The 14525-nt window shown below is 55.5% G+C and carries 14 protein-coding genes; 2 read left to right on the top strand and 12 right to left on the bottom strand.

What is annotated here, in order from left to right; translation table 11 throughout:
• Window positions 1-19: 19 nt before the first annotated feature.
• Both BUC26_RS16735 and BUC26_RS16730 read right to left on the bottom strand, forming a co-directional pair.
• Window positions 20-265, bottom strand: a complete 246-nt coding sequence (locus tag BUC26_RS16735; protein WP_073377823.1) for a hypothetical protein — start codon at window positions 263-265, stop codon at window positions 20-22.
• 323 nt (window positions 266-588) lie between these two features.
• Window positions 589-1338, bottom strand: coding sequence for a hypothetical protein (locus BUC26_RS16730; RefSeq protein WP_073377821.1), 750 nt, complete (start codon window positions 1336-1338; stop codon window positions 589-591).
• Between the two features lie 423 nt (window positions 1339-1761).
• Between BUC26_RS16730 and BUC26_RS16725 the strand changes: the two genes are divergently transcribed.
• Together BUC26_RS16725 and BUC26_RS16720 are read left to right on the top strand one after the other, a co-directional pair.
• A complete protein-coding gene (locus BUC26_RS16725) occupies window positions 1762-1959 on the top strand; it encodes a hypothetical protein (RefSeq protein ID WP_073377819.1) in 198 nt (65 codons plus the stop codon).
• 80 nt (window positions 1960-2039) lie between these two features.
• Window positions 2040-2870 carry an amino acid kinase family protein gene (locus BUC26_RS16720; RefSeq protein ID WP_073377817.1) on the top strand — a complete coding sequence of 277 codons (831 nt, stop codon included), beginning with the start codon at window positions 2040-2042 and terminating at the stop codon, window positions 2868-2870.
• A gap of 572 nt (window positions 2871-3442) precedes the next feature.
• Here BUC26_RS16720 and BUC26_RS16715 read toward each other — a convergent pair.
• The 10 genes from BUC26_RS16715 to BUC26_RS16670 form a co-directional block, all read right to left on the bottom strand.
• On the bottom strand, window positions 3443-4657 hold the full coding sequence (locus BUC26_RS16715) for a putative sulfate/molybdate transporter (protein WP_073377816.1): 1215 nt from the start codon (window positions 4655-4657) through the stop codon (window positions 3443-3445).
• 139 nt (window positions 4658-4796) lie between these two features.
• Window positions 4797-6074: a NifB/NifX family molybdenum-iron cluster-binding protein gene (locus tag BUC26_RS16710; protein ID WP_073377814.1), complete on the bottom strand. Its 1278-nt coding sequence runs from the start codon at window positions 6072-6074 to the stop codon at window positions 4797-4799.
• 35 nt (window positions 6075-6109) lie between these two features.
• Complete coding sequence (locus BUC26_RS16705; RefSeq protein WP_073377812.1) at window positions 6110-7462, bottom strand: nitrogenase component 1; 1353 nt, start codon at window positions 7460-7462, stop codon at window positions 6110-6112.
• Entirely contained in the window at window positions 7459-8817 is a 1359-nt protein-coding gene (gene nifE, locus BUC26_RS16700) for a nitrogenase iron-molybdenum cofactor biosynthesis protein NifE (protein WP_073377810.1), read from the bottom strand. Before nifE ends, BUC26_RS16705 begins: the two co-directional genes overlap by 4 nt.
• A gap of 259 nt (window positions 8818-9076) precedes the next feature.
• Window positions 9077-9382 carry a (2Fe-2S) ferredoxin domain-containing protein gene (locus tag BUC26_RS16695; protein ID WP_073377808.1) on the bottom strand — a complete coding sequence of 102 codons (306 nt, stop codon included), beginning with the start codon at window positions 9380-9382 and terminating at the stop codon, window positions 9077-9079.
• 87 nt (window positions 9383-9469) lie between these two features.
• Window positions 9470-10639 (bottom strand): NifB/NifX family molybdenum-iron cluster-binding protein, encoded by a 1170-nt coding sequence (locus BUC26_RS16690; RefSeq protein WP_084540724.1) that lies wholly within the window; start codon window positions 10637-10639, stop codon window positions 9470-9472.
• A complete protein-coding gene (gene nifK, locus BUC26_RS16685) occupies window positions 10639-12012 on the bottom strand; it encodes a nitrogenase molybdenum-iron protein subunit beta (RefSeq protein WP_073377806.1) in 1374 nt (457 codons plus the stop codon). The genes BUC26_RS16690 and nifK overlap by 1 nt, the downstream gene beginning before the upstream one ends.
• A gap of 21 nt (window positions 12013-12033) precedes the next feature.
• Entirely contained in the window at window positions 12034-13671 is a 1638-nt protein-coding gene (gene nifD / locus BUC26_RS16680) for a nitrogenase molybdenum-iron protein alpha chain (protein WP_073377804.1), read from the bottom strand.
• A gap of 22 nt (window positions 13672-13693) precedes the next feature.
• Complete coding sequence (locus BUC26_RS16675) at window positions 13694-14068, bottom strand: P-II family nitrogen regulator (protein WP_073377802.1); 375 nt, start codon at window positions 14066-14068, stop codon at window positions 13694-13696.
• Window positions 14065-14418, bottom strand: coding sequence for a P-II family nitrogen regulator (locus BUC26_RS16670; protein ID WP_073377800.1), 354 nt, complete (start codon window positions 14416-14418; stop codon window positions 14065-14067). Before BUC26_RS16670 ends, BUC26_RS16675 begins: the two co-directional genes overlap by 4 nt.
• Between the last annotated feature and the right edge of the window lie 107 nt (window positions 14419-14525).

Genomic DNA, 14525 nt, shown 5'->3' with positions numbered 1-14525 from the left:
TACAGGAGGGGTTGTTCAATCAAGGCAAAAAACGATCGCAGGACGATTCCTCCGGAAACAGGGTTTCCTGCCGAAACGGAGGGAAAGAGGCATTCCCGGTGGCCCTGACGATATCTTCTTCTTTTACCGTCCGGATACGATTTTTCTTCATCAGCTCTTCGACGTATGCCTCCAGAGCGGACATATCCAGATTCAACAGAGAGAGGGCGAGCAACGGTCTTGCAAATGTCGGTGGTTGTGTATCTTCATGGTGTCCGTGTCTCATAACGCCCCCATTATCAACTCACAGGATGTTTCCGCTGGCGGGGACCTACCCTTGATGATAGTCCCACCGTGCCGTTGAAGAAGATTGATCTTTTTCGTAGTCGGTAGTCAATTTCAGCAACTTTCTTATCCCTATTCTACTTGTGGAGAATCTAACGCCAATAGATTTTCTAAAAATTACCATTTCTAACACATATGGTGTATCATCATGTAATTACTTTTATTTATCGTAAGCCAGGAGGGCAGAATTACGTAAGGACAACGAGGACACCCTGTAGGGAAAAGACGCACAAGAACTTCGAATATCGGTTGAGCCACAACCGATCAAAAGCGTTTCATCATACTCCGTGACAACGTTTTCCAGCATGGCTGGCAGGTCGAAGTGGCATCATTTGCAACCGGCACAATCCGGCATCCGTTGAGAAGCACCGTCTTGAGATTAGACTCGGTGAGCATGACGGTGGCCTTATCATCCAAACAGGTGCCGTCATCAGCAACGACACCATCGATAAAATCGTGGCCGGCCAACCATCCTGCGGTTGTAACCTCGCCAGCACGTCCCATCTGGTGCCAGCCACGATATCTGCCATCACAACCGGAGAGTCTCAAGCCCGTTGCCGCCAATGCTCCGATAACACCGATGCCGCTGCCTCCATGTTCCGACAGGTGCGCACCGAGCATTTTGGCGAGATCGTAAGCCTCTTGTTTATCGACCATGCACCGTTTTGTTTTGTAACCAAATGAAATGAGATGCTTCCGGTCAAAATGGCCATTGTCAACAACAACACTCAAACCTGGATCAGCTTCGATGACTGCATACGTTTGCAAAAATTTTTGCGCGTAGTCGATCAAATCACCCACACCACTTTCGTCGCAGATGGCAGAAAAACACATTGCGCTATTGTGAGACGTGTAGGCAATCCTGTCATCAACCAGCAATTGGTGACGGGTAATTGCGGTACACAAGGCCAATCCGTTGTCATGCAGTTCCCGGCTCAATTGATCAGCCAAAACACCTGACCCGGGGCTGTCAAGATTGTCGGTATCGTCGATACCGATAAAGAGGTTGACCATAGGTTTCTTTCACCGTACGTAGATTTTTTTCTTCTCTCATGGCATAATGATTGACCATTCGCCATGTTCATGATCAAAAATCCTTAAACTACCTTTCGCTGACACCGGATATTTTTAGTCAATCGCCATCAGGCCTGGTAGTCATTAATATCATTGAATTATTTTAATTAAATTTTAAACACCAGGATTACTCCCTATTTTTTTCCATTTTTAATCGGCACGTTAGTAATCTGGTGGCAAGGCTTTCTAATACCCCGATAATCACATAAAAAGATTACCTAATGTACGCAGTGACCGCCCCACTATTCAAAATTCTAACCTCTAATAACCAATTACTACAGCTTGTTGATCCTTGCTGTAACAGCCCTTGCAACATATAGTAGTCAGAAAGCACCATCGCCAAAACAAAACGAGGAGAACGACATGTCAGGAAAAATTTTCTTCCGGGAACGACAAAAGATCAGGGAAGGCGCTCAAACACCGAGATACCGAATCATAGCCATCAGCGGCGTCGATCTCAAGGTGTACGGCAATCATTTGCGAATGACCGAACTGGAGCAGATCGCCGGTGCCACAGGCGCCGAACTCATCGCCCTGAAACGCGGGCCAAAGCACACCTGACGACGGATTGCCCTGAAATGTGATCATAGTTGGGAAGATAAGATAAACACGACAAATCACCGACAGGAGGAGACGGAGACATGACCCTAGTCCGCGATCAAGATGGCAATCGATTGCACGTGGAAAGCAGGCTGATGGGAGAGAGTCTGGTCAGTAAAGAGTTCGTTGAGAATCTGGCCATTGCTCCGCAATCCCGTTTGTATCCGGACATTGCAGTCATGAAAATTGGAGGCCAGTCGATCTGCGACCGTGGTGTCAAAGCACTGCCAAACATCCTCAAAGAAATCGTCAGGAATCGCCGGGACCACAAGATTCTGATAACCACGGGTGGTGGAACCCGCAGTCGTCATATCTACACGATCGGGCTGGAGATGGGCATGCCGACCGGAGTTATTGCCAAATTCGGCAGCATGATCTCCGAACAAAATGCACTGATGATTGCCACTCTGTTATCGCCTTGGGGTGGGGTGAAAATTTCGCATTCTGATATCGTCAAACTACCAACCTACTTTGCGGAAGGCATCATCCCGGTCATGCATGGCATGCCGCCGTATGACTATTTTGCCATAAAGCCGAAAGTCGGCCGCATACCGATCCATCGCACCGATGTCGGTCTGGTGATCCTTGCCGATCTGATCGGTTCACGCACCATTCTCTTCATCAAGGATGAAGACGGTCTCTATACCGAAGATCCGAAGAAAAACCCGAAGGCCGAATTCATTCCGGAAATCGGCGCCCAGGACCTTCTTGATCGAGACCTCGACGATCTCGTTATAGAAAGGCCCTGTCTTGAAATTATCCAGAACAGTGAGGTTATCGAAAAGGTACAAATCGTCAACGGCTTGGTTGAAGGTTCGATTACTCGTGCCTTGCACGGTGAGCATGTGGGAACCGTCATCTACCGGCAGTAACCAAAAGAGGACTGGAACTGGCGTCCTTTATCGGTTCAGACCAATCCGTCAAAGCCGTGCTCGTTCTCCTGTTGCGGCGCACGGCGCAAGGGGAGCTTGAAAAATTCTGAATTTCGTTCAAGATTGAGGCGAGCAAGAAAATTTTACCGCAGGCATGTACATGATATTCCAAGGATAAAGTTTGATTGCGCAAAGATGGAATTGGGCGAGAGGACAATTTTTCAAGGTTCCCACAAATCTAGCAAATCAGGTGCATGGTCGTTCTGGCAATCATAGGAATAGGGCTTGTTCTTCTCTTTCTGATTGAAGTGGTGTTCGGTTCCGGGCACGACATATACCATGCAGAAATCGGCTGCGAAGCCGATTGCAGAAGACCCAGTAGGCTGTCAACCAAACAGTTCTTTCTTGAACTGCTCCCCTTTCTCGTCTGTTGTGCGCTCGGCATAACTCTCTTGGTGTCCGTTTGCTCCATTTCACTCCCATGACAAAATCGACACTGGAGAGTGAAATAGCCAGCCCTTCCGACCATGAGCCGATTTTAATTGTTCGTTGTGACCTTCGGTGACTGGGGGTTAGATCTTGATCTTCATTTTTTTTATGAACAGATCGGTACCGATGCCAATGGCAAAAGCCCAAGCCATGTTCGGTACCGCCAGGGCGATACCGGCAATCAACAGGGCGACAAAGTAATCTTCGTTCGTTTTCAGACTACGCAACAACGGACACAGCTCAAGACCGGCAAATATCAGCAGGACACCGAGAACTGACTGCGGAATGGCAGCCAATAAGGCGAAACCGGTCTCACCGAGCACCAACGCCACAACGACGAAAACCCCGCCGATCATCAGCGGAGCCCCTCCAGTCCTGGCCCCAAATCGATAATGAGCGGCAAGACCGCCGGTGCCGTGACACATGGGCACCGCTCCAAAAAAGCCGGCAATCGAATTAACCAAGCCCATTGAAAGTGCGAATATACCGGCCTTTGCTTTTGCCAGGTGTGAATTCCCGGGAAACAGCGTTGCACAGGTATCGGCGGTCCCGACGCAAGCATTACCGATAGTGAGCGGTATCTGTGGCAGAATCAGCATGATGAAGGCAGTCCAAAAATCTCCCGGATTCGGCAGAATAACCTTCACACTGGTCGGTCCGAAGGACGGTGAATGCCCCGCCAACCCACCCAGTCCGATACCGGCAACGATGCCGATAGCCATCGCTACGAGGGCAGCCGGAAACCGCTTGCTATTGAGAAGCAGCAGCACCAAGCCGAACACGACCACACCGATTACCACATTGATCGGGAAACCGGTTGAGTAAGAATCTGCTCCCGTGAGGAAAAGCTCTTTGGCGATGATAAGCTCAACACCTTTTTTCAAAAAAAGCAGTCCAAGTGCCAGTTGAATTCCCCTGACCACAGCCTGGGAAAACAGCCTGGCAATCGTATCAACCATCCCTGACAACGACAGGGCAAGCATGATCGCTCCAAACAAAATCCCGGCCGCACCGATTACTGACTCGGTAATAACCGTCGGATAGGCAATGGCAACCGCCCCGACCGCTTTCAGCGGCTGAATGGGGATCGGCAGACGATAATAGATTCCGGCCAGTAAATAGAATAGCCCAAAGGCCAAAAATACGGTGGTGGGACTCAATTGGTTGATCAGGATCATCGCCACTACTATGGGCAACAGTGTACCCATATCGCCAAAAGCCCCGGCAAGCTCCACTCTATCAAATCGATACACCGATTTCTGAGAACGATTGTCCGCTTCCTTACCCGGCACGGCCATGCCCCCCGTCGCACTATCAACTATTCATTATCGTGCTGACATCCTCCGTTTAAACACTACCTGCTATCAATAGCCTGTATCAAAGCGTCGGGCAAACCATTTTCACATGTTGAACCACGATACAAACCAGTTCTAATCTTCAACCGCAACCGCCACCGGAACCGGTGCAGGTCATTGCACCAATCGCTGTCCTCCGCCCTCTGATGAGTCCTGCCTTCCGATCTTCATAAACCGCTCGCAGACCGTCCTCTATAAAACCGGCGGCGGCGATCGGTTTGATCCCGGCGGCGTCAAGAATCACCGTCGGCGTCGGTCCGATGGCACCGGCCAGAATCGCCCGGCAGTCGGCCAGCATCGCCGCCATTTGATGCCAGCGTCGAACACCTCCGCCTGCTGCCGGAGTTTCCCGCTGTTCCACCAACTGGTAAGAGCTGCCGCTACGTTCCCAGATAGCCAGCCGACTCGCCTCACCGAGGTGCTGGTTGATCAGGACACCCTCTTCGCTGGCCACGGCCACATAGGGACGCCGCTCACCCTGGCTCGGCTTTTTCGTCGAGCAGGAATTAAGACAGCTTCTGAATTCTCCGGAACGATCGTCACCGAGCAGGCCGACTGCGTCGGCCCGGCATCGTGTACAATGCCGCATCTGCGGCAGATATCGTTCAGCCTCATCACGCAACCGTCGCATCGTTTCTTTATCCGGCTGGCGGATCGAGCCAAACGGAGTCTGTGCGGTCGGAAACAGCGCCATGCAATTGAACAGATCAACTCCTAAATCCCGCATCGCCCGAGCGACATCGACGACGTGCTGATCGTTGATCCCCGGAACAACGATGCAGTTGACCTTGATGGTGATATCGCGGCGCTTCAACTCGGAAATTGCCTGCTGCTGACGCATCAGCAGCAGTTCGGCCGCCTGTTTTCCTCGATAGACGATATTGCCGTCGCGCACCCAGGCATAGATCTGTCGGCCGACCTCCGGGGCGACGGCGCAGACGGTTATAGTCACGTGGGAGACTCCGAGCGCGGCCAACTCACCGATAGCAGGGCCGATGCCCATGCCGTTTGAGGAGAGGCAGAGCACCAGGTCGGGATACTTTCGGCGAATGGCAGCCAGCGTCACCATGGTCGTGGCCGGGCTGGCGAACGGGTCTCCGGGCCCGGCGATGCCGGCGACCGAAATTCGCGGCTCTCTGGCCAGCACCTGATCCAAATAACGCACCGCCTGGTCCGGCTTGAGTATTGAACTGGTCACGCCGGGTCGGGATTCATTGACACAATCGTAACGGCGATCACAAAAATTGCACTTGATATTGCAAGTCGGTGCCACCGGCAGGTGGACCCGGCCAAACCGTCCCTTGGCCCCCTCGTTGAAACAGGGGTGACGCAGGCTTCTGCTGTCGATTGATTCGTTCATAGTAGATCCTCTTGAGAAACGATCAGCCGGCCCGGCTACATGTAGCTATAGCCGACCGGTGAATCGTCTTGCTTTTTCTCGATCAGGGTGTTGACGATCAGGTCGAACAGTGCCTGAGCCCCCTGGTAGCCGAGATGCAGGATTCGCTGGCCGCCGATACGGTCATGAATCGGAAAGCCGATACGGATCAACGGAATCTGCTGCCGCCGGGCCCACGCATAGCCCTTGGAATTGCCGACCAGAAGATCGATTTCGGTGTCGGCGGTGGCCTGCTCGATATCGTAAAAATCTATATCCTCATACACCGCCGGCAACTCGTCGACCAGGCCGTCGAGAGCGGCACTGATCGCCTGCCGGAATCGGCCGCTCTTGCCGCCGGAACCACAAAGCACCGGACGGATTCCGATTTCGGCAAGAAAGGCGGCCATACCGACCACCAAATCCTCTTCGCCGTAAAGAACCGCCCGTTTTCCCGAACAATACTTATGGCCGTCCACCAGCGCATCGATCAGGCGTCCGCGGTCCCCACGGTGCCGAGCCGGAATCTGCCGGCCGCTCAACTCAGAGAACAGAGTGAACAACCGGTCAGTAGCACCGATGCCAATCGGCAAACCGAGACGTTCCAAACGACAATGAAACCGCTGCTGCAGGTGTGTGCCGGCAGTTTCGGCAGGCAACGTGGACCCCAATTCGACGGTGGCTCGGGCTCCACCCATGGCACGAATGGCCGGCAGTGATGTGCCTCCACTCGGCAGCATTTGATACTCTTCGGCAATCTCACCGTCGAGTGATTCGGAATAGTCGGGAAGCAACGTCGCCTCGAGGCCGAAGTCCCGGCAGACCGACGTGAGCCAGCGAAGATCGGCGGTCGACACGAAGCCTCCGAGCAGATTGATGCGCTGGTGAGGGGCACTCTCTTCGGTCAACTGTTCGACGACGGCCCGCACCGCCGCGTGAAACCCCTCCATGTGAGTGCCGCCGTAGCTCGGAGTCGATACGTGAACTATCGCAGGTCCTTCGGCACGTCCTAATTCTTCTCTATATTCCTGCAGTATCATCGGGACGTTGTCGCCGATCGTCTCCGTCAGACAGGTCGTCGCCACGCCGATCACCTCGGGCTGATACGCGGCCATCACATTTTTGAGACCGATCTTGAGGTTGGCGGCCCCGCCATAAACAGCGTGTTTTTCGCCAAGGGATGAAGAAGCGATATCGATCGGTTCATTGAAATGAGAGATGATATAGCGCCGCATGTAGGTGGCACACCCCTGGGAACCGTGCAGAAACGGTACGCAGCCGGCAACCCCGCGAAAGGCGATCGCCGCCCCGAGTGGCTTGCACAATTTGCAGGCATTCGTGGTCGAGATATACGGGAGAGGCGCAGTCATGATCGTCCCTCCTTGATCCTACACGGTATAAATTGCCAGACCGGACTGGTCAACGACGCGTGGACCTCCCGGGCAAAATTGATCATACCCTGGAAGCCGGCCAGCATCTCTTTTCGTTCATGGTTGTGATCACAGAAGGCCACTCCTAGCTTGTAGGCGATCGGTCGTTCCTTGACGCCGCCGACAAAGATGTCAACGCCCTGTTCGCGGATAAATGCCGATAATTCAAGCGGGTTGGCGTCATCGACGATAACTGTTCCCTCGTCGGTAATTTCCGCAAGTTCCTGGTAATCTTCTTTTGTGCCGGTCTGGGAGCCAACCATCACCACCTGCATATCGAGCAGACGAAAGGCCTTGATCAGAGAAAATGCCTTGAACGCGCCGCCGACATAGATGGCGGCACGTTTTCCGGCAAGGACACGACGATACTCCAGCAGTTCCGGCATCAATCGCTGCAACTCCTCTCGAACGAGTCGCTTGGCCCGCTCCATCAGCTGCTGGTCATCAAAATGGCGAGCCACCGCATAGAGCGCCTCAGCCATGTCCTCGATCCCGAAATAGGAGACTCGCAGGGAGGGAATTCCATAGCGCTCCTCCATCATCACGGCAAGATCCATGGTCGCCCCGGAACACTGTACGACGTTGAGCGCGGCACCATGTGCCCGGCAAATATCGGCAACCCGCCCGTCTCCGGTAATAGTGGCGACGACTTTGATACCGATGCGCCGGTAATAGTCGCAGATCGTCCAGATCTCGCCGGCCAGGTTGAAATCGCCGAGGATGTTGATGGAATGCCGCTCGATACCACTGCTGTCACCGGTGCCGATAAGTCGCCCCAGTGCCCGGCAGGCCGCCTCGTAGCCGGCCCGCTTGTTGCCCTTGAACCCCTCCGATTGCACCGGCAGCACCGGGATCTTGGTATCCGCTGCCACCCTGCGGCAGACCGCCTCCAGGTCGTCACCGATGATGCCGACGATACAGGTGGAATAGACGAAGGCGGCCGCCGGACGATGCCGTTCGATCAGCTCCCTCAGGGCCTGCTCGAGTTTCTTCTCACCCCCGAAAATCACATCGAGCTCCCGCAGATCGGTGGAAAAGGACAAACGGTGCAATTCCGGCCCCGACGACAGGGCGCCTCTGATATCCCAGGTATACACGGCGCAGCCGATCGGACCGTGGACCAGGTGCAGAGCATCGGCAATTGGATAGAGGACGACCCGCGAACCGCAGAAAACACAGGCCCGTTGGCTGACGGCACCGGCCAGGCTGTCTTTGTTGCAATCGATAGCAAGCGGTGCCGCGCCGGTTCGCTGAACCTGTCCGGCTCGCTCTTCGAGAAAATGACCACTGCTCATGGTTTCACGTCCAGTATTGAATGATTGATTCTTCCGCTTATCTCGGAAGTGTAAGGCGCGTAGCGACCACCCGATCCTGCGCCTCGGCCGCGATGACCATGGCGGCTGCGCATTCAGGCAATAACTCGAAGCCCCGTCATTGACGCTGTCGATCAACCGGATAGTCGATTCCCACGGCAAATAACACCTAGAGCAGCTCTCCCCGTGTGTCGATATCACGATGTTGTGCAGGTCTGAGCCGCATCACCGCATCTTGCAGTCAAGGGTTCAGCAAGAGTTCATCCGGCGGTACACCGGTTTCAATGCCGTCGAGAACCCGGTCAATGGCAGCAGTGGTGTTGATCGTCTTGAACCAGCGGTTATCCGGCTGAAGCACCATGATCGGCCCCGCTTCGCACTGCTTCAGGCAACCGGTGGCCGTAACCTGAATATCGAGGCCGCGATCGATGATTTCTTCCTCGATATAGGATAAAAAACCGTTGGTTTGTTTATGGCAGAGCCCTTTGGGTTCGCCGTTGACACGGAAACTCTGGCAGAGCAGCAGCTGCTGTTGTGGTAATGCCATACTTCCTCCCTGTTTGTTTATGGTATCTGAACGTTGAGTTCGCTCGGGCTGACCGGTTATCCCTGAGGCTGCAGAGCTACGGTTCGTTCAGCGAGGCGGTTTCCCGCCTGCGCTCCTGCCGCCCTTGTCGCCGCCGAAGATCTGTTCAACCAGTGGTTCGATCTGTCCGTCGGTCAGCATGACTCGTACCCCGTTTTCTTGCAAAACCCGCCGCGGCGTCTCACCGGCCTGAACAGTTAGTAGAGCGCAACAATCGGACAACAGGTCGGACAGGTCCTGCCATCGCTGCCGACCGCTCCCCGGTTGCGGCGCCGGCCTGGTCTCACGCAGGCACACCAGCCCGTCCTCCCGGCAGCCGTAGATCAGCAGCCGCTCTGCCCGTCCCAGATGGAGATCGACATCGAGGCCGCCGCTGCTGGCCACTGCCACCAACGGCCGGAGGAGACTCGGCCGGGGCAGCCGCGCAGCACCCTGCCGGTAATTCCCGGCATACCCGTCGTCATCGGCGAGCAGCGGGGAAACAATCGGCATCGCCGGCGGAACCGACCACCGTGCGTGTTCCAGCGGATCGACTTCCCCCGGTTCCAGGACCACCTCACCGTCGGGCTCGGCCCGATACGGGACCAAAGCAAGCGCGTCAGCGCCGAGTTCCTGCACCGCCGCAGCAATCCGGTTGACATGATGCACATTGCAGCCCGGATAGAGCGTGGTTACGACAACAACCCCGATTCCCTGGTATTTCAGGGCCGGAATCCCGTGTTTCTGCTCGGTAATCAACACGTACGCGGCTTCCTGCAGCGTCATGGTCTTCAACCCCGGTCTGATCCAGGCATAAATTTTCTCGAGGATTTCTCCGGTAACCCCGTTGACCACCATCTCGACATAATCGACACCGGCTCGCGCCAGGTCCGCCGCAAAGCGCCGGGCGCCGCAGCCAAGGGTCTTCAGGCTAATTCGTAACCGCGGGTAGCGGTCACGCACCAGGTTGATAGTCTGCAGCAGGGTATCTGGCACCGCGAGCGGATCGCCGGGACCGGTGATCGCAACCCGCACCGTCTCTTCCGGCCGCTTACCGATCGCATCGACCAGCATAGCCAGTGCTTCCTCGGGCGCCAGAAACGAAAGACGGTGCGGTGATATTGATGAAAACCGCGTTTTTGCAGTCACCTGCGGCGCTACCGGCAACTGCACGATCAACGTATCATCAGGCCGCAGAATCGTGTGCAGCCCCGGCGGTGATTGGTGCAACGGGGGCATCACAGAACCAGTTCGAACGAGGCTTCGGAGGCGTCTCGATCCTGGCGGTCGAGCAGCGCGTCAAGTATTTTTTCCAGCAAGCGTAAGCCGCCGATATAGCCGACCGTTGGAAAATGCTGGTGCCCCTGTCGATCGAGAATCGGGAAGCCCCACCGGACCAAGGGCAGATCCTCGTCCCGGGCGATATACTTGCAGTAGCTGTTGCCGATGATCAGATCAACCGGTTCGTTCTTGATCCATTGATGGAGCAGAAACATATCCCCGGCGGCCCGGACATTGACCGTATGGTCGGTGCCGGCGACCAGGTCGGTTATCCGCTTCTCGAATTTCTTCCCGGGTGTGCCGGTCACCACATGCACCGGCACCATGTCGATGGTCACGAGAAACTCGGTCATCGCGATGAGCTGATCGGGATCGCCGACCAGCGCGACTTTCCTGCCGTAAAAATACTGGTGCATATCGGAAATCAGATCCACCAGCCGCCCCCGCTCGCGGACGATTTCGTCCGGGACACTCTGGCCGGCAATGATGCGCAGCGTATCGACAAACCGATCAGTTGCCTGCAATCCGATCGGCAGATCAAGGACCGAACAGGGGACTTTGCAGCGACTGTCGAGCAGGCGGGCCGCCTCGGCCGAACACCATTCCCCGAGTGCCAGGGTGCCGATCGCGCCGCCGCTGGCCTTGATATCGTCTATGGAAGCCCCTGCCTCCGGAAACATCGAGTAGACGCCGGTCAGCGGTCCGTTCAGCACCCCGGAGGTATCAGGGAACAACGTGATCGGCACACCAACCAGAGACGCGATACGTTTCACTTCCTCCATGTCAGCGGGCTCCACCCAACCAGGTATGATATTGACTTTTCCTGTTTTTTCGCCACCTGGCTGGGCCAAGGCCGCCATCGCCTTGACCATATTGGCAAAACCGGTCACGTGTGAGCCGGCATAGCTCGGCGTCGATGCGCCGATCAGAGTCTTGCCGGCAGGCACCTTGTTTTCCTTGATCGCCTTGTCGAAGATCTGCGGCAGGTCGTCACCAATGGTTTCAGACAGACAGGTGGTATGCACTGCGATAACATCCGGTTCATAGACGGTAAAAATATTGTCGATTGCCTGGATTAAATTCGCCTGGCCGCCAAAAACCGAGGCCCCTTCGGTAAACGAGCTGGTGGCCGCCGCAACCGGCTCCTTGTAGTGCCTGGTCAGAGTACTCCGATGATAGGCGCAACACCCCTGCGAACCGTGGCTGTGCGGCAAGCATCCCTTGATCCCGAGGGCTGCGTACATGGCCCCGATCGGTTGGCAGGTCTTGGCCGGGTTGATCATCAGCGCCGACCGCTCGCTGATCATCTCTGGTGTGTGTTTCAATAACATTGGCTGCTCCTTGGTCTGCGGTTATTCCCACACATAGGTGGCCGATAGTTCCGGATGCTCCTGCCAGGGCGCTTTCAAATAGCCCCAGACCCGGCTGTTGACCAGGCGGTCGATCTCCCGGTAAAAGTTGACAGCGCCGTGGAAGCCGGCATAGGGTCCTCCCGAATCGTAGCTGTGCAACTGCTTCATCGGTACACCGAGTTTCTGAATGGAATATTTCTCCTTGATACCGGCACAAAACAGATCGGGCTTGAGCAGTTCCACCAGTTTTTCCGCCTCGTATTGGTTGAGGTCATCGATCACCAGCGTCCTCTCGTCCATATCGGCAATCAAACCGTCATATTCCTTGAAGGCCATGCCGTCTTGCTGCAGTTGCGCCAATTGTTCCGGCGATTTTCTCGGATGGTAGAGGTGGGGGTCGGGCTGCACCTCGATCTCCTCGATATTTCTGCTGTCGGCATCGACCTTGAGGCCGGGAATGACATGGCGGCCCTCATAGTCGTCGCGATGGGCGAATTCATAGCCGGCAGAGATGGTTTTCATGCCGAGTTCTTTAAACAGTTCCTGATAGTGATGGGCCCGCGAGCCGCCGACAAAGAGCATCGCCGTCTTCCCCGTAGTCCGCGGCAGGACCTGCTGTCGCTGCACCTCGACTGATGGCAGTTCTTCGGCAACAACCGACTCGATCCGGGCACTCAGCTCGGCGTCCTGGAAATAGTCGCCGATCTTGCGCAGTGATTTGGCCGTTGCCGCCGCGCCAATGAAGTTCACTTTGATCCAGGGGATGCCATATTTGGTCTCCAACATATCGGCGACGTAATTGATCGAACGATGGCACATGACACAACTCAGATCGGCCTGGTTGGCGGTGGCAAACTGGTCGTACGTCGAATTACCGGAAAACGTGGCGATATTGGTGATCCCGCATTTCGTCAGGATACGGTCGATCTCGAACCCGTCCCCACCGATGTTGTACTCGCCGAGCAGGTTGATCCTGAACTGCTCGCTCCGCTGTTTCTTGCCGGTACCGACCACATGCCTGAAGATCTGGTTGTTGGCGATATGATGGCCGGCAGACTGCGATACCCCTTTGTAGCCCTCACAGCTGAAGGCAAAAACATTGCAGTCGCCGAACTTCTCCTTCATGGTCCGGGCGACGGCATGAATATCATCGCCAATCAACCCCACCGGACAGGTGGCAAATACCGCGATACTTTTCGGATGAAACAGGTCGTAGGCTTCCTGGATAGCCGCCGCCAGCTTCTTTTCGCCGCCGAAGATAATGTCGGACTCCTGCATGTCGGTCGACAAGGCGTAGGTCATGAAATTCTCGCCGTGTTCCCCTGAAGCGCTGGTCTGGTTGCGCCGGGTCAGCCAGGCGTAGAAACTGCAACCGATCGGACCGTGGACCAGGTTGACGATATCGCTGGTCGGGCCGAGAATGACGCCCTTACAGCCGGCATATGTACAGCCGCGCATGGTGATGATACCGGGGATAGTGCGAACATTGGCGGTGATTTCCGGCGTCGTATTTTCCCGGGCCTCGTTGATCAGGATCTGCTTGGCCCGCTTGCGCGCCACCTTTGCCGGGTATTTCGCCAGCAGCTGCTCCTTGACCTGGACCGGGTCCCACTGTTTTGTTCTTTGGGCTTTTCCCATGGTAAAAACTCCTTGCCGGTATTCAACTGATTGATTTGAGACCCTTCTCGCCGGTTCTGACACGGACCGAATCGGCGACCGGCAGCACGAAAATCTTTCCGTCACCCGGTTTTCCCGTCTGGTTAACGCCGACGATCGCTTCAACCACGTCGGCCACGTCGGTATCCCTAACGACCACGGTGACCATCCGTTTCGGGTAGAGCTTGCCTTTCTCACCGAGCAATGACGCCGCTTCCTCGTAGCCGTGCTGAGTTCCTTCGATGAGCCGGCGATTGACAAAACCGACTCCCCGCCCCTGCGCTTCGTGGGCGAAGAAGGCATCGATGCCGGCACCGGTCAGGGCCCGCTTGGTCTTGTTCATCATGTCCATGCGAATAATGGCGATCACTTCTTTCATGCCGGCGCCTCCTCGGTGACCATCCCTTCCCGGATACCGGAGCTGATGGTGAAGACCTCCTCGACCTCGGAGACAAAGATCTTGCCGTCGCCAAAGGCACCTTTTGCCCCGGATCGGGCTTCATCCATGATGGTCTTAATGACAAATTCCTTGTCCTCCACGTGGACGACGCTGAGCAGCATGGTTTTAGGAATTTCGTCGTAGGTGATCTCGCCGATCTTGATGCCGCGCTGTTTACCGCGGCCGGCCACCGAATATTTGGTTACCGCCGGGAATCCCGCATCCATCAGGGCGGCCAGTACATCGTCGGCCTTTTCCGGTCGGATAATGGCTCTGATCATGATCATCATTGTTCTTCCCTCCTGTAGTTGAATCTCAAGCAACGGCACAACAGGTTGTGACCTGTTTCCCGCTGACGGTAACAATCGGCTTTGCCCGGCTGGTCGGTTCTTCCGGA

Source organism: Desulfofustis glycolicus DSM 9705 (assembly GCF_900130015.1).
Classification (GTDB): Bacteria; Desulfobacterota; Desulfobulbia; order Desulfobulbales; family Desulfocapsaceae; genus Desulfofustis; species Desulfofustis glycolicus.
This window is presented reverse-complemented; position numbering and strand designations above follow the sequence as displayed.

Excerpts from the sequence above, each read along its gene's own strand:
- BUC26_RS16735 (WP_073377823.1), bottom strand. The coding sequence starts at position 265 with ATGAGACACGGACACCATGAAGATACACAACCACCGACATTTGCAAGA.
- BUC26_RS16730 (WP_073377821.1), bottom strand. The coding sequence starts at position 1,338 with ATGGTCAACCTCTTTATCGGTATCGACGATACCGACAATCTTGACAGC.
- BUC26_RS16725 (WP_073377819.1), top strand. The coding sequence starts at position 1,762 with ATGTCAGGAAAAATTTTCTTCCGGGAACGACAAAAGATCAGGGAAGGC.
- BUC26_RS16720 (WP_073377817.1), top strand. The coding sequence starts at position 2,040 with ATGACCCTAGTCCGCGATCAAGATGGCAATCGATTGCACGTGGAAAGC.
- BUC26_RS16715 (WP_073377816.1), bottom strand. The coding sequence starts at position 4,657 with ATGGCCGTGCCGGGTAAGGAAGCGGACAATCGTTCTCAGAAATCGGTG.
- BUC26_RS16710 (WP_073377814.1), bottom strand. The coding sequence starts at position 6,074 with ATGAACGAATCAATCGACAGCAGAAGCCTGCGTCACCCCTGTTTCAAC.
- BUC26_RS16705 (WP_073377812.1), bottom strand. The coding sequence starts at position 7,462 with ATGACTGCGCCTCTCCCGTATATCTCGACCACGAATGCCTGCAAATTG.
- nifE (WP_073377810.1), bottom strand. The coding sequence starts at position 8,817 with ATGAGCAGTGGTCATTTTCTCGAAGAGCGAGCCGGACAGGTTCAGCGA.
- BUC26_RS16695 (WP_073377808.1), bottom strand. The coding sequence starts at position 9,382 with ATGGCATTACCACAACAGCAGCTGCTGCTCTGCCAGAGTTTCCGTGTC.
- BUC26_RS16690 (WP_084540724.1), bottom strand. The coding sequence starts at position 10,639 with ATGCCCCCGTTGCACCAATCACCGCCGGGGCTGCACACGATTCTGCGG.
- nifK (WP_073377806.1), bottom strand. The coding sequence starts at position 12,012 with ATGTTATTGAAACACACACCAGAGATGATCAGCGAGCGGTCGGCGCTG.
- nifD (WP_073377804.1), bottom strand. The coding sequence starts at position 13,671 with ATGGGAAAAGCCCAAAGAACAAAACAGTGGGACCCGGTCCAGGTCAAG.
- BUC26_RS16675 (WP_073377802.1), bottom strand. The coding sequence starts at position 14,068 with ATGAAAGAAGTGATCGCCATTATTCGCATGGACATGATGAACAAGACC.
- BUC26_RS16670 (WP_073377800.1), bottom strand. The coding sequence starts at position 14,418 with ATGATGATCATGATCAGAGCCATTATCCGACCGGAAAAGGCCGACGAT.